We start from the raw sequence: 20,041 nt of genomic DNA, 5'->3' as shown, positions 1-20,041 counted from the left end.
ACTCAAAAAATCTCAGCCCTCGGCGATTAACAACGCTGCGGCCAGAAACTTGCGCCCGTCATCAAACACCGGCGGCTTTTCGCCCCGCCAGCGGGCACAAATCGGTCGGTCCGGTCGCGCCCCGGTTAAGAGCCGACGCAACGCCTGATCGCTCTCGGCGGCAATCGCGCGATACCGCTTGCGCATATTGTCATGGAACGTGTCGCGGTGCAGCGCCTCCATCCGCAGATGAAACAGCGACGAGCGGCTGCGCGGCTTGAACACAATCCCGCCGACGGCCTCCGAGGCCCCCATCCACCGGCTCAACGCCTGCTTTTGCAACCGCTCCGCCCGCGCCCCCTGCCCGGCATCCCGCGCCAGAACGGCCAGATTGGCAAGGCTTGTCGCCCGTCGCATATCCTGCGCCTGGAAAAACAGCCGCGCCACCCATCCGGCCCGCCGCAGCATCCGGGCGGCACCCGTCCGGTCGCCCGCCGTATAGGCCGCACAGCCCGCCTCGGTCAGACGCTCCCAGACCAGATCGGCCCGCGACCAGCCTGCCGCGCGCGCCACCCGCATTTCCGTGTCGCCGCGCTCAAAGCCCCAGATACGCGGCGCGAACATGTTCATTTCCACGTAACTCATGGGCAGGTCCCTCCATTGCGGTATCCCCGGTTTCCAACACATAGGCATGATGCGCCAGTTCCAGCGCCAATTCGGCATTCTGTTCCACCAGCACCACCGACAGCCCCTGCGCGTTGATTTCCTCGATGATCCGCGCGATTTCCTCGACGATCACAGGCGCCAGCCCCATCGACGGCTCATCCATCAGCAACAAACGCGGCTTCGACATCAGCGCGCGGCCAATCGCCAGCATCTGTTGCTCGCCGCCCGACATGGTTTGCGCCCGCTGCACCCGCCGTTCGCGCAGGCGTGGAAACCGGTCATAGACCTGCTGCAGATCGCGCTCGATCTCCGGCTTGTCGCGCCGCAGAAAGGCACCGGTGCGCAGGTTCTCTTCCACCGTCATATCCTTGAAGATGCGCCGCCCTTCGGGCACATGGGCGATGCCATGCGCCACCACCTTATGCGCCGGCAGATGATCAATCCGCTTGCCCTCGAACAGGATTTCCCCCGCGACAATTGGGACCATCCCCGACATGGCGCGCAGCGTCGTGGTCTTGCCCGCGCCATTGCCGCCTATGATCGTCACGATCTTGCCCTCGGGCACGGCAATGGAAATGTCGCGTATCGCGTTGATCTTGCCATAGTTGACGGCAATCTTGCGCATCTCAAGCAACATGGCGCGCGCCTCCCAGATAGGCCTCGATCACCGCCGGGTGGTGCCGGATCTCTGCAGGCCCCCCTTCGGCCAGAAACTTGCCGAAACTCATGCAGGTGATGGTATCGCAGAGCCCCATGATCGCCTGCATATCATGCTCGACCAAGAGAATCGTAATCCCATCCGCCTTGAGACGGCGCATCAACTCCATCATCTGCCGGGTTTCCTCGGGATTCATGCCGGTAAACGGCTCATCGAGCAGCATCACATCGGGATGGCTGGCATAGGCCACCGCCAGCCCAAGCGCGCGCTGATGCCCATGCGAGAGATCCCCAGCACGTTCTTCAACCAGATCGCTCAGACCAAAGAACTCAAGCGCCTCACGCGCCCGCGCCTCTGCCCCACGACGATCTTCGCGATCCCAACCGACGATGGCGGCAAAGATATTCGGCCGAAACGGCATATGCGTGCCCACCAGCGCGTTCTCCAGCACCGTCAGTTCGGCAAACAACGTCGAGTGCTGGAACGTCCGCACCACGCCGCGCCGCGCGACCTCATGCATCGCAAGGCCGGATATATCCTCACCCCGCAAGAGGATCTGACCAGACGTCGGCGTATAGAACCCCGACATCATGTTGAACGTGGTCGTCTTGCCCGCGCCATTCGGCCCGATCAGCCCGTGAATGCTGCCATGCGCAACCTTGAACGACAGCCCATCCACCGCCATCAACCCGCCAAAGCGCATGGTCAGCCCGCGCATTTCCAGAAAATCGGTCATGCCTCTGCCTTTCTGTCGGATTTAGCTGTGGACCTACGTGGCAGGAACTTCTGAACAATGCTCTCCAATCCGTTGGGAAGAAAGAGAATAGACAGGATCATGATCGCCCCGTAAATCAGCGGCCGTGCCTGCTCGAACCCCATCCCGCGCAGCACAATCTCATTGATCACGGTCAGCAGAACACAGCCCAATATCGGCCCGTAGAATGTCGTTGTGCCGCCCACGATGGCCCATGTCAGCACAAAGACCATCACCTCGATGTCAAAGGAATTGGGATTCACCGTGCCCACGTAATGCGCCTGCAACGCCCCTGCGATCCCGGCAAAGCCCGAGGCAATGGCAAAGGCCAGCGTTCTGTAGGCGCGCAGATTGACCCCCGACGCCTGCGCCAGCTTGTCCTGCCAATGCACTGCGTGAAAGGTCAGACCCACGGGTGATTTCTCGATCCGCCACAGCACCCAGAGACAGGCCAAGACAATCACCCCGGCAAAATAGTAGTAGGACACCGGCTCGAAGAAATCGAAGCTGTAAAACCCCAGCGAGAAGTCCGGCATCGGATCAATCCCCGAAATCCCCCGTACGCCGCCGAATGGCTCGCGGAACCGCTTCCAGATCAGTCGGATGATCTCACCCGCGGCAAACGATCCGATGAGAAAGTAGAACCCCTTCATCCGAAAGAGCGGAAAGGACAGCAGCACCGCCAAAAGCGCCGATGTGATCCCGCCAAGGAACATCGCCACCGGCACGGCGACACCTAATTCCTTGGTCAACAGCGCCGAGGCATAGGCCCCCACCCCCATGATCACCACATGCCCGAGCGACCATTCGCCGGTCAACGTCAGCAACCGATACGAGGTGACCAAGAGGATATTGATCACCAGAAAGACCAGAATTTCCTGCTGGGAAAAGCTCAACCCATGCGGCAAGGCAATCAGCGCCACCGCGCCGAAGAGAAACATCAACGGCTTAAGCACGATCCGCACTCCCGAACAATCCGGTGGGTTTGACGATCAGCACCACCAGCATGAGCGACAAGCCCACGATATCGGCCAGCACCCCATCCGAAAAGGTTGTCACGAAGGTGTGGACAAAGGCATAGACCACCGAGGCGACGATTGCCCCTTCCAGTGATCCGACACCGCCCACGATGATGACGATAAAGGCCGTGACAATCACCGAATGCCCCATATGCGGGTTGACCGACACCAGCGGCGCCGTCAGCGCTCCCGCAACCCCAGCCAGTGCCGCGCCGATAAACATCGCAATCCGCGCCGTTTGCGTGATCGAAATCCCCTGCAACGCGGCGGCCTCCGGGTCTTGCGCCGAGGCGCGCAGCGCCCAGCCAAACCGCGTCCGCTTGAGGAAATACCACAGCGCACTCAAGAGCACGACAGCCGCCACAATCACATAGAGCCGCGCCACGGGCACGCCCACCTTGTCAGTGATCCGCCACACCTCTTGCGTCACCGGGGGAATATGCTCCATCCGCACGCCAAACCCCATCACCGCCAGGGATTGCAGGATCATCAGAAACCCGATCGAGGCCACCAGCCCGCCCAGGGGATTATCCTTGAGCGGTCGAAACAGCCCCCATTCCATCAGCAGGCCCAGCATGCCGACGAACAGCATGCCAATCGGCACCGCGACAAAGAACGGCAGATGCATGTCGGCATAGAGCGCCACCACCGCATAGGCACCGGCCATGAATAACTCGCCATGGGCGAAATTGACCACACCCATCACCCCAAAGATCAACACGAGGCCGACCGCGACCAGAGAAATATAGCTTGCTGCATAGACGGCGTTCAGGCCGGTCTGCGCCAGGAGTTCCATCATCGGAATGCTCGAATTTTAGAGAGAAGAAGAAACAGCGCCCGCGTGCCGGGCGCTGTCCGTGTGCCGATCTTAGCTCCGCTGATCCCACATCTGGCCATAGGCCTGCATATGTTTGATCAACAGATCGCCATGCCGGCTGTACCAATCGGGAATGGACCGGAATTCCTTGATCACAGCCTTGCCGTTCTCAATCGCCACCACCGGCCAATCGCCGACCAGCGCGTTGTTGATGCCAAAGAGTTCCTCACCCCACCATTCCGCATCACCAAAGGCGTGTTTGCCGGGCCCGTCCTGCATCGCTGTGATCACCGCTTCGGGATCGGCAGAGCCTGCCTTTTCCGCCGCCGCTTTCCACAGATCCATGATCGAGGCGTATTCCCAGCTCACCGCGCCCCACTGACCCGGATGCCGCTTGTTATACTCGGCATAGAACCCGTTGGGGTCTTCGAAATTCACGGTTTCTGCATTCAGCGCCGGATCATCGAAATCCGGGAACTGGAAAATGAACCCTTCCATGAATTCCTTAGAGGTCTTGGCGATCATCTGGTCATAGAAATCCGCCGTGCAGCTGATGATCTGCCCGCCAAAGTTCTGCTGGAAGAGTTGCTCTGCGATCGGGTGAACATAGTCTGAATAACACGTGTCGAGACAGATGATATCGGGGTTCTTGGCCAAGAGCCGCGTCACCACCGGCGCGAAATCCGTCGTCGCAGGATCAAACAGCAGCGGCTCGTCCAGCATCTCGATCCCCGCAGCCTCGAACGCTGCCAGATAGGTTGCCACCGACGGCAGGCCAAGCGCATCGTCCTGCGCGCACATCACGGCCGTTTTCAGCTCGGGCTTGTTCTGCGCCAGCCACTCCACCCCGGTCACGTTGTAGATCGGGTGCACCTCAGCAGGTGCCAAGAGCGTCTTGCTGTCCGGAGAGAGATCCGACGGAAGTAGCGTCGAAAACAGCATGCCCGTGCGTTCCGCCACCGGCTGCACACCGGGCCAGGTATCGCCACCCAGCATCATGATGAAGCTCACGCCATCCTCGCGGATCAGCTTGGTCGCCCCTGTCCGGGCCTTGGCAGGGTCATATTCATTGTCATAAGACACGAATTCCACCGGATGCGCACCATCCGCCAGCGTGATGCCGCCCGCGGCATTGACCCGCTCGGCCCAGATTTCACAGCCATCAAGACCGGGCTTGCCCCAGGCCGCCACAGCACCTGTCAGCGGCGCAAGAAATCCGATCTTGATCGGCTCACCCGCCGCAAGCGCCATTTTCGGCAGCCCAAGCGCCGCAGTCGCCGCTGCCGATGTCTTTAGAAAGGTCCGACGTGTGAACCCCGAAGCGATATATTTGGAAAGCATGCGTTCCTCCAACTGTTGGCGCCACGCGCCATCCGCGCAGCAGAGAGTAGCCAAGAGCGACCTGTTTTTGGTTCATTTCCAACCTCAGTCACTATACCAGTTTCCGAAATTGGTTTGGCCCACGAGGGAAGGCTAGCAAAGCGATCTGCAACTCACAAGAAAATTTGTTTCTTAGAGTTATAATTAAACCGGATCTCTAAGCCAAATCTTTCAATTCGCACAGAATTTTAGCAAGATCAGTTTGCGGGCAATTGGCACATAACGGCTTTCACCCTGAAAAACTGGTCCTCTAAGGCGTTAAAATTGGTCCTATGATCCCGCCGTCCGACTTGTGAAGGCGACGCATTCCGCCTAGATTTCCACCAAACGGCCTTCGCGCCAGACGCGGGACCAGACGAGGGACCAGACGAGGGACATCACATCATGGCCAGTCAGACCACGAATACCACGGCGCAACTCGTCACCACACATTCGGTTGGGGCGACCGTGCAGGTGGTGATCGACAGCCTCTTTGCCCGAATCAAATCCGAGGACTATCCCGAGGGTGCCCGACTGCCGTCAGAGCGCACGCTGTCGTCAGAACTCGGCGTCGCCCGTAACACGGTGCGCGATGCGCTCGATGTGCTCGAATCGCGCCAGATCATCCGCCGCCGCGCAGGCTCTGGTAGCTTTGTCACCTATAAGAGCGAACTCAGCCGCACCGGCAACCGCAGCGCCTTGGCCGAAAACACCAGCCCGCTCGACCACCTCGTCGTGCGCGGCATTCTGGAACCCGAGATGATCCGCCTCGCGGTCATCAACATGACCCCCCGCGACATCATGGAACTCGACGACATTCTCACCCGGATGGAGGCAATCAGCACCAATGCCGCCGAATTCGTGAGCTGCGAAGAGGAATTCTATCGCAAGATTGCCGCAGGCACCGGCAATCCGCTGCTCGCCTCCTGCTATGATCTGGCGATCGAGGCCTGCTTGCAGACCCATCGTTCCACCATGATGCGGCGACATCTCACGCCCAAACGCATAGAGGATTACCAGAAACGCTATAATGCGCTCTTCAACGCGATTTCCTCCCGCGACGTCGAAACTGCGGTGGAATATATCAAGCTGCATCTGATCGAAGAACAAAAAACCCTGCTGCAAGAGGACTGAGCCCAAGACGGCCGCGCCGCTTCAGCTCACCACCAGCCGCGCCTCGAGACAGGCCTTGCCCGCCCCCTGCCCGTGCCGCTGATGCCAGAGTTGCCCCAATGCCGCCATCTCGGCCCGCAACAGCGCCTCATGCCGCGCCAGCCACGCGGGGATTGACCCGAAATCGACAATCCGCGCCTTACCGCCTTGGATTTGCACGACCGGCCAATCGCCGATCAGCGTATGATTGAGGCCAAACATGTCCTGCCCCCACCATTGCGCCGGGCCAAAGGCATGGTTGACCTCGCCCAACTGCCGCATCGCCGCCAGAACCGAGACCGAATTGACCGTCCCCGCCCGCTCGACCGCAGATTGCCAGATATCGAGGATGGCGGCATATTCCCAACTCACCGCCGTCCAGCTGCCCGGAAACCTTCTGTTGTATTCCTCATAAAACGCCTGCGGCTGGTTAAAGAAGAACGCCTTTTCCGCCAGCGCCGGATCGTCGAAATCGGGAAATTGGAACAGGAACCCTTCCATGAATTCCGCCGAAGTCAGCGCGATCAACTGCTCATAGCAATCCGCCGTACAGCTCAGGATCTGGCCCTCATATCCCTGAAGATAGGCAAATTCCGTCATCGCATGCACCATCGGCGTATAGCTCGTGCACCAGCACAGCATATCCGGCGACGCGGCCAACATCGGCGCGACAACGTCGGGGGCCGATGCCGTGCCGGGATCATAGCGGATTTCCTCAACGATCTCGATCCCCACCGCCTTGAACGCCGCGCGATAGGCGGCCAGCGCTGGCAGGCCAAGCGCATCGGTCTGCGCACAGAGCGCCACGGTGCGAATATCCGGCCGATGCTTGGCGATCCATTCCACCGCCGTCACCGTATAAATCGGCAGCGATTCGCCCGGCGCGATCAGATACGGCGTATCCGGCGACAGATCACTCGTCAGCAAGGATGAGGTCAGCACCTTCTGCCCCATCAGGTAATCGCGCACCTCCGTAAACGAATCGCCCCCCAGCATCATCACCAGTGCCGCGTCATGCTCCTGCACCAGATGTCGCGCCCCGGTCAGCGCCTCCGCCCCGTCATAGCCGCAATCATAGGCCTCCAGCCGCACCGGGAAACGCCGCCCCCCCATCAGCACGCCCCCCGCCCGGTTGAGCCAATCCACCCAAATCTGACAGCCGTTCAGCCCCGGCAGCCCCCATGATTCGACCGGACCGCTCAAGGGGGCCAGAAATCCGATGGTCAACGTCTTGCGCATCCCGACGGAAAACCGGGGCAGAGCGCTTCTGATGGCCAGACGTTGTGCGAAACTGGAATTGGACATGCTTGATTTCTAGCAGGTTCGCGGCCCTGCGCCACCCAGTTCATGGGAAAATTTTATTCTTCGCGAGAAAATTTATTGACAACAGGTCCGGCGCAACCTCAGTCTGGCATGGACCAAAGGCACCAATACTAGAATATTGGTCCATACCAGCTTGGAGGGCTACATGACCAAAAAACGAATTGCGATCATCGGCGCGGGACCGTCGGGCCTGGCCCAATTGCGGGCCTTCCAATCCGCAGCGGCCAAGGGTGCCGAAATCCCCGAAATCGTCTGTTTTGAAAAGCAGGACAACTGGGGCGGGCTCTGGAACTACACATGGCGCACGGGCCTTGATCAATATGGCGAGCCGGTGCATGGCTCCATGTATCGCTACCTATGGTCAAACGGCCCAAAAGAAGGCCTTGAATTTGCCGACTATTCCTTTGAGGAACATTTCGGCAAGCAAATCGCCTCCTACCCGCCCCGCGCCGTGCTTTTCGACTATATCGAAGGCCGCGTGCTCAAGGCCGGCGTGCGCAATCTGATCCGCTTCTCCACCGCCGTCCGCTGGGTCGAGAAAGCCGGTGATAAATTCAACGTCACCGTCTGCCACCTTCCCGAGGACCGCACCTATACCGAAGAATTTGATCACGTCATCGTCTGTTCGGGCCATTTCAGCACGCCCAATGTCCCCTATTTTCCCGGCTTCGAGAATTTCAAAGGTCGCGTCCTGCACGCCCATGACTTCCGCGACGCGCTGGAATTCAAGGACAAGGACATTCTCATCGTCGGCACCAGCTATTCCGCCGAAGACATCGGCTCACAATGCTGGAAATACGGCTGCAAATCCGTGACTGTCAGCCACCGCACCGCACCCATGGGCTTCAACTGGCCAGACAACTGGCAAGAGGTGCCGCTCCTGCAAAAGGTCGAGGGCAACACCGCCTATTTCAAGGATGGCACCACCAAGGACGTGGACGCGGTCATCCTCTGCACCGGCTACAAGCACCATTTCCCCTTCCTGCCCGACGATCTGCGGCTCAAGACCGCCAATCGCCTCGCCACCGCCGACCTCTACAAAGGTGTCGCCTTCGTGCGCGAACCGGCCCTCTTCTACCTCGGCATGCAGGACCAGTGGTTCACCTTCAACATGTTCGACGCGCAGGCGTGGTGGGTGCGCGACGTGATCATGGGCCGCATCGCCCTACCGGATCAGGCCACGATGGAGGCGGATGTGATCGACCGCGTGACCCGCGAGGACGCCGGCGAGGATGATTACGCAGCGATCTGGTATCAGGGCGATTACGTCAAGGAACTGATCGACGAGACCGACTATCCCAGCTTTGATGTCGAAGGCGCCTGCAAAGCCTTCAAGGAGTGGAAGGGCCACAAGAAAAAGGACATCATGGGCTTCCGCAACAATGCCTATAAATCTGTCATCACCGGCACCATGGCGCCCATGCACCACACGCCATGGAAAGACGCGCTTGACGACAGTCTCGAAGTTTACCTCCAGAACTAACCTTCCCTGACTGAGGTGGGCGGCCCCGCGCTGCCCACCTTTTTTCATATCCCCCGACGCCATGCAGGCGCGACAGGGCTTGATCTTGGCGGACGCGCAGCGCATGCACAGGGCCATGTCCCATCCCTGTCCTCATCCCGTTTTTTCCTGATGCCGATTGCCCTCGACAGTCTCGCGGCATTGGCCGCCCTGCCCTTTGACGAGGTGATCGACGTCAGATCCCCCGCAGAATTCGCCGAGGATCACATTCCCGGTGCCATCAACCTGTCCGCACTCTCGAACGAAGAACGCGCCCATGTTGGCACCATCTACGTGCAACAGGACCGATTTCTCGCTCGCAAGATTGGCGCGGCACTCGTGGCCCGAAACGCTGCTGCCCATCTTGAAGGCCCGCTTGCGGATCGTCACGGCGGCTGGCGTCCGCTCGTCTATTGCTGGCGCGGTGGCCAGCGCTCAGGCTCTTTCACCGTGATTTTGCAACAGATCGGCTGGAAGGCAGACACCATTCAGGGCGGCTATCAGAGCTATCGCCGCCTCGTCGTCCGCGCCCTTTATGAAGAGGCGTTTCCCGCCCCAATCACGCTGATTGACGGTGGCACCGGCACCGGCAAGACCCATCTGCTCTCCCATCTCGCAGCCCAAGGCGCGCAAGTGATCGACCTTGAACACCTGGCCGCCCATCGCGGCTCGGTCTTTGGCCCCGTCGCGGGCGGGCAACCCTCGCAGAAATCGTTCGAGAGCGCGCTGGCCGCTCAAATGGCGCGGCTCGATCCCACGCGCCTGGTCTATATCGAGGCCGAGAGCACCCGCATCGGGCGGATCAACCTGCCGCCGATGCTGACCAGCGCCATGCGTGTCGCACCTGTGATCCGGCTCGAGGTGCCCCTTGCCGCCCGCGTGTCCCATCTCTGCGCCGATTACACCGACCTCATCGCCGATCCCGACCGGCTCGACGCGATCCTCACGCGGCTGGTCCAGTATCATGGCCATGCGCAGGTCGACCAATGGCGCGCCCTCGCCGCCACGGGGGATTTTCCCACCCTCGTGACGCAGTTGATCGAGACCCATTACGACCCCCGCTACATCCGCAAACCCCGCCCCGAAGGGATCACCCCCCTGGACTTGCCAGATTTGTCAGAGGCCACGCTGCAAGCGGCAGCACGGAATTTGATCAAGAGCGCGTAGGCTTGGGGCCACTTCCGACCACGAAGCCGCGCGGATCGATGGGCCGGGGACTAGCGAAGTAAAGGCCTTGGCTGCCACTTTATGTCAGCAAAGTCCGTATGACCAATCAGAGAGGCACTCCCTCTCAAAATCGCTAGGCCGTCACGCCAAAGGCGTGCCGATGTAAAGCGGCGCACCTTCGGTGCGACGGACGGCCCAGCGATGCGCGCGACGGGCTTCGCCCTTGATTCCGCGCGGGGGAAACCCGCGACCCTCACCCCCTCACCCTGATCCCCACCGGCCCCGCCACAATCCGTCCGATCACCGCCGCCTCATGGCCCGCCGCATGCAACCGCTGCACCACCCCTTGCACCGCATCGGCCCCAACCGCCGCCAGCATCCCGCCCGCCGTCTGCGGATCATGCAACAACGCCAACCGTGGCCCAGCCCCGCCCACAACCGGTGCTGCCGCCACATTCGCCGCCCATATCGTGGACCGCACCCCCGCCGCCGCCAACCCTTCAGCCCCCGCATAGACCGGCACCTGCGCCAGATCGACCTCAGCCGCAACGCCCGACGCCCGGCACATCGCCATCAGATGCCCCGCAAGACCAAAACCCGTCACATCCGTCATCGCATGCGCCTGCCCCAAGATCTCCGCCGCCTCCCCCTGTGGCACCTGCAACGCGGCCAGCAGGGCGGCAATATCGCGCCCGTCGGCCACCCCGCGCATCTCAGCGGCCAAGAGCACGCCCGAGCCAAGAGGCCGCGTCAGGATCAGCACATCGCCCGGCATCGTCCCCGCGACCGTGATCGCCTCGCCGTCCAAAATTCCCGTCACGGTAAAGCCGATGCTCGCCTCCGCCCCCATGGTCGAATGCCCGCCCACGATCTCAGCGCCCGCGCAACGCAACGCATCGCCCGCCTGCGCCATGATCTCGGCCATACTGCGCGCCTGCAACACCTCAGACAGGCGCGGCAGGGTCACCGACACCAGGGCCGCCTGCGGCTTTGCCCCCATCGCCCAAACGTCACCCAAGGCATGCAGCGCCGCAATCCGCGCCATCACCCCCAGATCCTCGGTAAAGCCGCGCAGATGATCCGTGGTCAGCACCTGCCGCACGCCCCCCACGCGGATCACCGCCGCATCATCCCCCGGCCCGGTCAGCACGTCCTCGCGCCCCCGCGACAGCTCCGCCGCCAGCACCTCGCGCAAAACCCCCGGTGCCACCTTGGCTCCGCATCCGCCACAAAGCGGCTCGTCTCCCACACCACCCAAGGCGCGCAGACGCGGTGCCTCCGCCGCAGCCATCGCCGGCAATTCCGCGAATTGCACCATGAACTTGCGGTCGATCCGATCCTTCAACCGCCACAAGAGCGGCCCGCCAAAGGCCATGCCCATCTTTTCCCCCAAGGCCGATTTTCCCCCGAGAGAGATCAGCTTGAGGTAATCGCGCTGCGGATGAAACGGCCGCGTCTTGCCCCCACTCAGCACCGCGCGCAGATTGTCGCGCAGCACAGGGGCGGCACGCACTGCATAGACCCCGGCCTTGGGGCGCGGCGCATGGCTCAGATGCGCACAATCCCCAGCGGCAAAAATCGCCTCTTGCCCCTCGACCCGCAAATCCGCACCCACGCGCAGAAACCCGTCCTCTGTCACCGGCAATCCGGTCTCTGCCAGCCAACCATGCGCCCGCGCGCCCGCTGCCCCCGCGACAAACCCCGCCGCAATCTGGGTCCCATCGCTCAGGATCACACCCGCGCCCGTCACCTGCGCCACCTCGGCCCCCGTCACAATCCGCACCCCCGCCGCCGCACAGGCGCGGATCAGACGCGGGCGGATCACCGGTGCCCCCGGCGCAATCTCCGCTGACCGCTCGATCAGCGTCACCTCCGCCCGCCCCGCAACGCCCCGCAGCCGATAGGCCATCGCCATCGCCAATTCGATCCCGGCAATGCCGCCGCCGATCACCGCCGCTTGCGGCGCGGTCCCGTCGGCCACCCGGCCCAGAAACCCCTCCCAGGCCCCCGCAAAGGGCCCAAGCGGCTTGGCCGCGACCCCATGCTCGGCGAATCCCGGCACCCGTGGCATCCCCGAATGAATGCCCACATCGACCGAGGCCACGTCAAACCCGATCTCGCCGCGCCCCGCGACCGTGACCCGGCCCGCGCCCGCCTCAATCCCCGTGACCGCCCCCACAATCAGCCGCGCGCCCGCAAACCGCGCCAGCCGCACCAGATCAATCTCCAGCTCCTCGCGCCGGTAATGCCCCGCCACCAACCCCGGCAACATGCCCGTATAAGGCGCAACCGGATTGGGGTCGATCACCGTCAACCGCGCTCCCGGCAGCGGGTCCATCCCCCACATCCGCAGCACCAACGCATGTGCATGCCCACCCCCGATCAGCACCAGATCACGAGTCAGGGGAACAGAGGCGGACATCATGGGGAAACTCTCCGGTTATGCTCGCATCGGCATAGGCCAAGCGAAACCGCAGGAAAAGCGGCGAATGCGCGCGGCTCAGCCGCCCTTGAGCCGCTTGAGCAACACAACTTCGCTATCAGGCTCAATCGGCGTGAACCAACTGTCGTTATAGACGCGCCCGTCAATCGACACCGACACGCCGCGCTCCAACTCCGCGCGCAGGCCGGGGAATTTCTCCCCCAGCCCATCGAGCAACGCGCGCAGCGTGGCGGCCTCCACCACCACCTCGCGCGCGCCCTCCGCACTCTCGGCCAAAGACCCCCAGAGCACGACCTTGACCATCAGCCGCGCGCGGCCTCGTGGATCGCCGCCAACACACGCGGCGGTGACATCGGCAGGCGCGTCATCCGCACGCCCGCTGCCGCCGATACCGCATTGGCCACCGCGGCCAAGGGCGGCACAATCGGCGTTTCGCCCACACCGCGCACGCCGTAAGGATGGCCGGGATTGGGGATTTCCAAAATCACCGTGTCGATCATCGGCAGGTCAGAGGCCACGGGAATCCGGTAATCAAGGAAGCCCGCATTTTGCAGAATCCCATCCTCCCCATAGATATATTCCTCGTTGAGCGCCCAGCCGATGCCCTGCACGGCACCGCCCTGAAACTGTCCCTCGACATAGGCCGGATGCACCGCGCGCCCCGCGTCCTGAAACACCGTGTAGCGCAGGATTTTGGTGGCGCCGGTATCGGGATCAACCTCGACATCGACCATATGCGTGCCAAAGCTCACGCCCGCCCCTTCGGCGTTGACCTCATGGTGTCCTGCAATCGGACCGCCCGTGTTGCTGGCAATCGCGGCGATCTCCTTGAGGGTCATCGGCGGGAATTTCCCCGCATTTGGACCAGCGGGGCGCGCGGCCCCCTCCTCCCACTCGACGGCATCGGCGTCGATGCCCCAGATCATCGCGGCGCGTTTGCACATCTCACGCTTGGCAGCGCGTGCCGCCTCAATCGTGGCCAGACCCACCGCGAATGTCACGCGGCTGCCGTCTGTCACCTCGTTCTGGCCCAGCGATCCGGTATCGGCAATAACCGTCCGCACCTGATCATAGGGAATGCCCAGTTCTTCGGCGGCCATCATCGTCATCGACGCGCGCGACCCGCCAATGTCGGGATTGCCCTCCGAGACCGTCACCGTCCCATCCGGCGTCACATTGAGGCTCACGCACGTATCACCGCCAAAGTTGAACCAGAACCCGCAGGCCACGCCGCGCCCTTGGTTTTCGCCCAACGGGGCGGTCCAATGCGGATGCGTATGCGCCGCCTCCAACGTCGCCATCAGGCCAATCGCCGGATAGGTTGGACCGTAAGAGGCTTTGGTGCCCTCCTTCGCTCCGTTCATCAACCGCACCGCCAACGGATCAAGGCCAAATCCCTTGGCCAATTCGTCAATGGCACTTTCCACCGCAAAGGCCGCCATTGGCGCACCGGGTGCGCGGTAGGCCGCCGCCTTGGGCCGGTTGCTCACCACATCCCAGCCGACAGTTTTCACATTCTCCAGATCATAGGGCGCAAAGGCCGACATCGACCCCATATCAACCGGCGACCCCGGATAGGCCCCGCCCTGATAGCGCAACTCGGCAAAGGCCGCCGTGATCCGGCCATCCGTCTTCATCCCGATCCTGACATCAATCGAGGAAGACGCCGTGGGCCCGGTGGCCCGCAGCACCTCGGACCGGCTCATCACCATCTTGACCGGGCGGCCCGATTTCTTGGCCAGCATGAGGGCCACCGGCTCCAGAAAGACCACCGTCTTGCCGCCAAAACCGCCGCCGATTTCGCTGGCTGTTACCCGCAATTGCCCCTGCTCCATCCCAAGGATGGCGGCACAGACATTGCGCACCATGTAATGCCCTTGGGTGCAGACCCAAAGATCGCCCTGCCCGTCCGCGCTCATCGTCGCAAGGCAGGCATGCGGCTCGATATAGCCCTGATGCGTGGCCCCGGTGCGATAGGTCCGCTCGACCACGCGGTCCGCCTGTTTCAGCCCCGCCTCGATATCGCCATGCCCGAATTCAGAGCGCGCGATGACATTGCCGGACAGGCCTTCTGGCACCGTCTCTTGCTGTCGCCCCTCATGCAGCACCGGCGCGCCGGGCTTCATCGCCTCGTCCACATCCGTCACATGCGGCAGAACCTCGTATTCCACCTCAATGAGCTTCAGCGCCTTGCGCGCCACCGCCACCGAATTGGCCGCAATCGCCGCCACCGCATGCCCGTCATAGAGCGCCTTGGCCCCGGCCAAGCAATTGTCCATCACATCGGCCACATGCTCCGGCACATCGCCGAAATCGGCGCGCGTGACCACGGCCTTGACGCCGGGCAACGCCTCGGCCTTGCTCGTATCAATCTTCACGATCCGCGCATGCGCATGCGGGCTGCGCAGAATACGCCCCGTCAGCATCCCCGGTGCCACGATATCCGCGCCAAAGCGCGCCCGACCGGTGACCTTGTCGATCCCGTCCGGCCGGTTGGGCCGCGTGCCCACAACCTTGAAATTCTTGATTTTCTTGGTGTCATCCAAAGCCATCACGACGCCCTCCGCATGTCCGCTGCCGTTTCCATCACGGCGCGGATGATCTTGTCATAGCCGGTGCAACGGCACAGATTGCCCGCCAGCCAATAGCGCACCTCTTCCTCAGACGGGTCCATGTTGCGTTCGAGCAGCGATTTCGCCGCCACCAGAATCCCCGGCGTGCAGATGCCACATTGCAGCGCGGCCATCTCGATGAACTTCTGCTGCAACGGATGCAGCACCTCGCCCGCCGCCATGCCCTCGATCGTGGCAATCTCACGCCCCTCGGCCTCGGCCCCCAGCATCAGGCATGAACAGACCAGCCGCCCATCCACCGTCACCGAACAGGCACCGCAATCGCCCGTGCCACAGCCCTCCTTGGTGCCCGTCAGGCCCAGTTCGTCGCGCAGCACATCCAAGAGCGTCGCCTCAGCATCACAAAGAAACTCGGTCTCATCGCCGTTGATCGTCGTCGTCACATGTATCCGGCTCATGCCTTCTCTCCTTTCGCGCGCGCCTCGGCGATCACCGCCGCGCGGCGCGCCAATACGCCCGCAACATGGCGACGGAAATCGACCGTGCCGCGCTTGTCATCAATCGGGGTGGCCGCCTTTGAGCAGACCGCCGCCAGATCCGCCAGCGCCGCCTCATCCAGCGCCCGCCCCACAATGGCCTCCGCCGCTGCATCCACCAGCATCACCTTGGGTCCAACCGCCCCCAGCGCCACGCGCGCCGCCGCAACCTTGCCCGCCGCGTCCAAACTCAAGGAAATCCCGCACCCCACCACCGCGATATCCATCTCGGTGCGCGGAATGAACCGCAGATAGGCATCGCCCGAGCGCGCGCCGCGCGCAGGCAAAAACACCGACGCGATGAACTCCCCCGCACCCAGCGAGGTTTTGCCCGGCGACTTGGGAATATCAATCACCGCCACGTCGCGCGTGCCCTTGGGGCCAACCACCCGCACGACCGCCTCCGCCGCCACTATCGCCGGCACTGAATCTGCCGCAGGCGAGGCGTTGCAGAGATTGCCCGCCAAGGTCGCCCGCCCCTGCACCTGCGTCGAGCCAATGAGCCCCGCCGCCTCGACCACACCGGGCCATGCCGCCACCAGCCCCGCATGCTCGCCCATCTCGGCACCCGAGACCGCAGCACCTATCCGCCAGCCTCCGGCCTCCGGCATCACCGCCTTCATGCCTGCGATCCGCTTGATATCGACGATCACGTCCGGCTCGACCATCTCCGAGCGGAGCTTGACCAACAGATCCGTGCCTCCCGCCAACACATACGCGCCCTGCTCTGCGGCCAGTATCCGCACAGCGGCCTCTACATCCTGAGGTGCCTCATACCGCATTCCGGCTTTCCTTTCCTGTTGCTCGCCGATCAGATCCCAATCTGACTCAGTCCCATTTTCGCTGACTATCCCGCAACTCGGGCCAAGACGCAAACCGCTTGCCGACATTCAGCCGCCCTTGCGCGCCATTCCTGTGCGTCCCCTGCCCCCGATGCCATAGGTTCGGACAGTTAATGTGCCAAAATCGCCGTAATCCTTTGACAAGCTCTTTGCTGCATAACTGGTCCACCGCCACTCAAAGGTCATAGATGTCCGACCCCGATCCGCGCCCCCGCCCCAAACTCGACAGAGCGCGTCACGCGCTCTTGTTCGAGCTGTTCCGTCAGCGCAACATGGCGCACTATGTGGCGCAGAACAGAACCGCACTGCCCGAAACTCTATCCGCCGACCTGCGCCTCTTTGCACAATCCGCCAGCCGCTCCATCGCGCCGGACCGTCCATCCCAGCCGCTGTTCTGAGCGCCTAACCGCGAAATCCCGTGGCAATCACGAACTTCTCCGAACTGTCCGCGCGCGATGCGGGCGGCTTCACATTGGCAACCTTGTCGAACCGCTTTTTCAGCAGCGTCTGCAACTCGCCCTCGGCCCCACCTGCCAGAACCTTGGACACAAATGTGCCGCCCACCTCCAGGACGTCAAACGCCAGATAGGCCGCCGCCTCGCAGAGCGCGATGATGCGCAAATGGTCTGTTTGCTTGTGACCCGAGCTTGAGGCGGCCATATCCGACATCACCACATCCGCCTTGCCGCCCAGCCAGTCCTTGACTTGCTGGTCTGCATCGTCGGCCATGAAATCAAGCTGATGGATCTCGCATCCCGCAATCGGCTCCACCTCTTGCAGATCGACTCCCACGATCCGGCCAATCGCCTTGCCCTTCTTCTCGCCGAGGGCGTTCACACGCGGCACCGCCACCTGACACCAGCCCCCCGGCGCACAGCCCAGATCAAGCACCCGCGCGCCGGGCACCAGAAACCGGAACTTGTCATCCAACTCCATGATCTTAAAGGCCGCACGACCGCGATAGCCCTCGATCTGCGCCCGCTTGACATAGGGGTCGTTCAACTGCCGCTGCAACCAGCGCGTCGACGACGATGTGCGCCCACGCGCCGTCTTGACCTTGACCGTCAGATCGCGTTGCCCGCGCCCCGAGGTATTCTTGCCATCCGGTGTCTTGGCCATCTAGTCTGCCTCACACGTTTTCAATTGTCAGCCCTTCATGAGCGATCTCAATCGCTTCAATCGCCACTTCATTGCCCTCGGCCTTCAGAGCGCTGCTTGTCACCTTGACCGGATAGCCGTTCTTGACCCGCCAGATCATCGTCGGCGCGCCACTTTGATCCAGCAAGGCAATCGTCAGATCTTTACGCTTGATCACGTTCATCTTGATCTCGGAAAACCAGTCAAAGATTTTGCTCTCCGTGGCGCATACCCCCTTTTTCAGGGTGATGGTGCTCGATTTCAGGAGTCCCGGCATTTTCACCTGCGAAAACTCGGGCGCATTTCCCGCGCGATATTCAATCGGCTGGCTTTCCACCTCCAGCCCAGACACCTCTTGGAAAGTCAGCTCCAACGTGTCCCATGCCACCCGGAAATAAAACTTCGGCATAGGCCAGATAGTCTGTGATTGCGCCGGACCGTCCTCCACCATCATGCCTCTCCGTCCGTCAATACGCCATCCGCCGCCATCTGCGCGTAGAGCATGCCTTCGCGCAGGCCTCGATCCGCCACGCTCAGCCGATCCGTCGGCCAGCACCTGAGCAACGCCTGCAAGATGGCAGCCCCCGACATGATCAGCGCCTGCCGATCCTGACCTATGCGCGGATCACGTCTGCGCCCCGCCGGACCAAGCGTCAGATAGGACCGGATCACCCGATCAATCTCGTCACTGGTCATGGTCAGCCCGTCCACTTTGTTGCGATCATAGCGCCGCAGGTTCAAATGGCTGGCCGCCACCGTCGTCACCGTGCCCGAGGTGCCCACGATCTGAAACCCCTCGCGCGACTGCTCATCCTTGTAGGGCGCGAATTCGGCAAGGTTCTCCTCAAAGAACCAGCTCATCAACGCAAACCGCGCCGCGTCATCTTCGACATCCCGGAACTGATCGCGCAGCGTCGCCACACCCAAGGGCACGCTGATCCAATCCACCACCTTGGCCGCAGGCAGACCGACTGGGCTGGAATGAAACCCCATATGCATCCGCATGATGGCACGCCGCCGCTCGGAATGCGGCACGGCCGTCAGGTCAATCCACACCAACTCCGTGGACCCACCCCCGATATCCACCACCAAGAGCTGATCGGTGCGCAGACTGACCAGCGGCGCACAAGACACCACAGCCAATTGTGCCTCTTCCTGAGGCGCGATGATATCGAGCTTGAGACCGGTCTCGCGCTCGACCCGCGCCATGAAGTCCGCGCCATTGCTTGCGCGACGACAGGCTTCGGTCGCGACCAGCCGCATGCGCGTCACCCGGTGCCGCTTCAGCTTCTGCTTGCAAACGCGAAGCGCCTGAATGGTCCGATAGATTGAGGCGCGCGACAGACGTCCAGAGCTTTCAAGCCCCGCGCCCAGCTGCACTGATTTCGAGAAACTGTCCACGACTTTAAACTGATGGCCCTCGGGTTGGGCAATCAGCATCCGGCAACTGTTTGTTCCCAGATCAAGCGCCGCATAGAGCGGCCCCTGATCCAGATGGGTCAGTGCGGGGCTCTCAACCGGTATCGGGACCGCGCCCGCACTTTCGGGACGCTTGGGCGTCATAGCAACACGCCCTCCATTTCAAGTTACCTCCAAACTAGTCCGAAGCGGGCGCGCACGCAAGCGTTGCGACGGGTCATAACGATGATGAGTATTTTTCGCATCCCGCCCAATGGCTCGCCGCGCCGCGCGCCGCTAAGGTGGCCACGTCGCATGACGCTCCCGTTCTGTCGAAATCGAACCCTGCGCATCGCCCAGCCTGCATTAGGTAGGGACCACGAAGGAAAAAGGAATCAACCATGGTCGACGTCACCATCGTCTACTGGCGGGACATCCCCGCTCAGGTCATCGTCGGCAAGGGCCGCCGCGGCAGCAAGGTTCAGCTGCCCGAGCGCTTCGAGCAGGCCATCGACCGCGCGGCGATGAAATGCGGCGCCGCTGGCACCGACGCCTACCTCGCCGAATGGCGCAAGGCTGATCCCTATCCCGTGGAAGGCGAACCCGACGCCGTCGCCCAATCCGAGGCGGCCCGGATCGACGCAGAGTTTGATCAGGAGCGCATCAAGGCCCTGATCGCGAATGATGGCTGGGCGTGAATGCGCTCTGGATCTCTAT

General features: G+C 62.3%; 20 protein-coding genes. 5 read left to right on the top strand and 15 right to left on the bottom strand.

Going from position 1 to position 20,041, the window contains the following annotated elements; genetic code table 11:
- Positions 1-12 precede the first annotated feature (12 nt).
- The 6 genes from ROS217_RS14865 to ROS217_RS14840 form a co-directional block, all read right to left on the bottom strand.
- Positions 13-624: a tetratricopeptide repeat protein gene (locus ROS217_RS14865; RefSeq protein WP_254656433.1), complete on the bottom strand. Its 612-nt coding sequence runs from the start codon at positions 622-624 to the stop codon at positions 13-15.
- A complete protein-coding gene (locus ROS217_RS14860) occupies positions 575-1,282 on the bottom strand; it encodes an ABC transporter ATP-binding protein (protein ID WP_009818600.1) in 708 nt (235 codons plus the stop codon). The genes ROS217_RS14865 and ROS217_RS14860 overlap by 50 nt, the downstream gene beginning before the upstream one ends.
- Positions 1,272-2,039 (bottom strand): ABC transporter ATP-binding protein, encoded by a 768-nt coding sequence (locus ROS217_RS14855; protein WP_009818599.1) that lies wholly within the window; start codon positions 2,037-2,039, stop codon positions 1,272-1,274. The genes ROS217_RS14860 and ROS217_RS14855 overlap by 11 nt, the downstream gene beginning before the upstream one ends.
- Entirely contained in the window at positions 2,036-3,013 is a 978-nt protein-coding gene (locus ROS217_RS14850; RefSeq protein WP_254656432.1) for a branched-chain amino acid ABC transporter permease, read from the bottom strand. Before ROS217_RS14850 ends, ROS217_RS14855 begins: the two co-directional genes overlap by 4 nt.
- Complete coding sequence (locus tag ROS217_RS14845) at positions 3,006-3,875, bottom strand: branched-chain amino acid ABC transporter permease (RefSeq protein ID WP_009818597.1); 870 nt, start codon at positions 3,873-3,875, stop codon at positions 3,006-3,008. The genes ROS217_RS14850 and ROS217_RS14845 overlap by 8 nt, the downstream gene beginning before the upstream one ends.
- A 69-nt stretch (positions 3,876-3,944) precedes the next feature.
- Positions 3,945-5,234 (bottom strand): ABC transporter substrate-binding protein, encoded by a 1,290-nt coding sequence (locus tag ROS217_RS14840; protein ID WP_009818596.1) that lies wholly within the window; start codon positions 5,232-5,234, stop codon positions 3,945-3,947.
- Between the two features lie 423 nt (positions 5,235-5,657).
- Between ROS217_RS14840 and ROS217_RS14835 the strand changes: the two genes are divergently transcribed.
- Positions 5,658-6,386: a FadR/GntR family transcriptional regulator gene (locus ROS217_RS14835; protein WP_009818595.1), complete on the top strand. Its 729-nt coding sequence runs from the start codon at positions 5,658-5,660 to the stop codon at positions 6,384-6,386.
- Between the two features lie 21 nt (positions 6,387-6,407).
- Here ROS217_RS14835 and ROS217_RS14830 read toward each other — a convergent pair whose 3' ends face one another.
- Positions 6,408-7,709, bottom strand: a complete 1,302-nt coding sequence (locus tag ROS217_RS14830; protein ID WP_009818594.1) for an ABC transporter substrate-binding protein — start codon at positions 7,707-7,709, stop codon at positions 6,408-6,410.
- 163 nt (positions 7,710-7,872) lie between these two features.
- On the opposite strand from ROS217_RS14830, the gene ROS217_RS14825 reads away from it, so the two are divergent.
- Together ROS217_RS14825 and mnmH are read left to right on the top strand one after the other, a co-directional pair.
- The gene (locus ROS217_RS14825; RefSeq protein ID WP_009818593.1) at positions 7,873-9,210 is read left to right on the top strand and encodes an NAD(P)-binding domain-containing protein; all 1,338 of its coding nucleotides are present in this window, start codon (positions 7,873-7,875) and stop codon (positions 9,208-9,210) included.
- A gap of 150 nt (positions 9,211-9,360) precedes the next feature.
- On the top strand, positions 9,361-10,395 hold the full coding sequence (mnmH, locus tag ROS217_RS14820; protein ID WP_050766449.1) for a tRNA 2-selenouridine(34) synthase MnmH: 1,035 nt from the start codon (positions 9,361-9,363) through the stop codon (positions 10,393-10,395).
- Positions 10,396-10,648: 253 nt separating this feature from the next.
- On the opposite strand, the gene selD is transcribed toward mnmH, so the two are convergent.
- From selD to ROS217_RS14795, 5 genes are all read right to left on the bottom strand, one after another.
- A complete protein-coding gene (gene selD / locus ROS217_RS14815; protein WP_009818591.1) occupies positions 10,649-12,820 on the bottom strand; it encodes a selenide, water dikinase SelD in 2,172 nt (723 codons plus the stop codon).
- A gap of 75 nt (positions 12,821-12,895) precedes the next feature.
- Entirely contained in the window at positions 12,896-13,141 is a 246-nt protein-coding gene (locus tag ROS217_RS14810) for a MoaD/ThiS family protein (protein ID WP_009818590.1), read from the bottom strand.
- The gene (locus ROS217_RS14805; RefSeq protein WP_009818589.1) at positions 13,141-15,390 is read right to left on the bottom strand and encodes a xanthine dehydrogenase family protein molybdopterin-binding subunit; all 2,250 of its coding nucleotides are present in this window, start codon (positions 15,388-15,390) and stop codon (positions 13,141-13,143) included. Before ROS217_RS14805 ends, ROS217_RS14810 begins: the two co-directional genes overlap by 1 nt.
- Positions 15,390-15,869 (bottom strand): (2Fe-2S)-binding protein, encoded by a 480-nt coding sequence (locus tag ROS217_RS14800; RefSeq protein WP_009818588.1) that lies wholly within the window; start codon positions 15,867-15,869, stop codon positions 15,390-15,392. Before ROS217_RS14800 ends, ROS217_RS14805 begins: the two co-directional genes overlap by 1 nt.
- The gene (locus ROS217_RS14795; protein WP_009818587.1) at positions 15,866-16,729 is read right to left on the bottom strand and encodes an FAD binding domain-containing protein; all 864 of its coding nucleotides are present in this window, start codon (positions 16,727-16,729) and stop codon (positions 15,866-15,868) included. The genes ROS217_RS14800 and ROS217_RS14795 overlap by 4 nt, the downstream gene beginning before the upstream one ends.
- Before the next feature lie 248 nt (positions 16,730-16,977).
- Between ROS217_RS14795 and ROS217_RS14790 the strand changes: the two genes are divergently transcribed.
- Positions 16,978-17,187 carry a hypothetical protein gene (locus ROS217_RS14790; RefSeq protein WP_009818586.1) on the top strand — a complete coding sequence of 70 codons (210 nt, stop codon included), beginning with the start codon at positions 16,978-16,980 and terminating at the stop codon, positions 17,185-17,187.
- Between the two features lie 4 nt (positions 17,188-17,191).
- Here ROS217_RS14790 and ROS217_RS14785 read toward each other — a convergent pair whose 3' ends face one another.
- Genes ROS217_RS14785 through ROS217_RS14775 form a run of 3 tightly spaced genes read right to left on the bottom strand, consistent with a single transcriptional unit; the run spans position 17,192 to position 19,489 of the window.
- A complete protein-coding gene (locus ROS217_RS14785) occupies positions 17,192-17,908 on the bottom strand; it encodes an RlmE family RNA methyltransferase (protein WP_009818585.1) in 717 nt (238 codons plus the stop codon).
- Positions 17,909-17,918: 10 nt separating this feature from the next.
- Positions 17,919-18,335, bottom strand: a complete 417-nt coding sequence (locus ROS217_RS14780; RefSeq protein WP_254656431.1) for a phage tail protein — start codon at positions 18,333-18,335, stop codon at positions 17,919-17,921.
- 41 nt (positions 18,336-18,376) lie between these two features.
- On the bottom strand, positions 18,377-19,489 hold the full coding sequence (locus tag ROS217_RS14775) for a Ppx/GppA phosphatase family protein (protein WP_009818583.1): 1,113 nt from the start codon (positions 19,487-19,489) through the stop codon (positions 18,377-18,379).
- Between the two features lie 236 nt (positions 19,490-19,725).
- Between ROS217_RS14775 and ROS217_RS14770 the strand changes: the two genes are divergently transcribed.
- A complete protein-coding gene (locus tag ROS217_RS14770; RefSeq protein WP_009818582.1) occupies positions 19,726-20,022 on the top strand; it encodes a virulence factor in 297 nt (98 codons plus the stop codon).
- Positions 20,023-20,041: the final 19 nt, after the last annotated feature.

This window comes from Roseovarius sp. 217, from assembly GCF_000152845.1.
Classification (GTDB): Bacteria; Pseudomonadota; Alphaproteobacteria; order Rhodobacterales; family Rhodobacteraceae; genus Roseovarius.
This window is presented reverse-complemented; position numbering and strand designations above follow the sequence as displayed.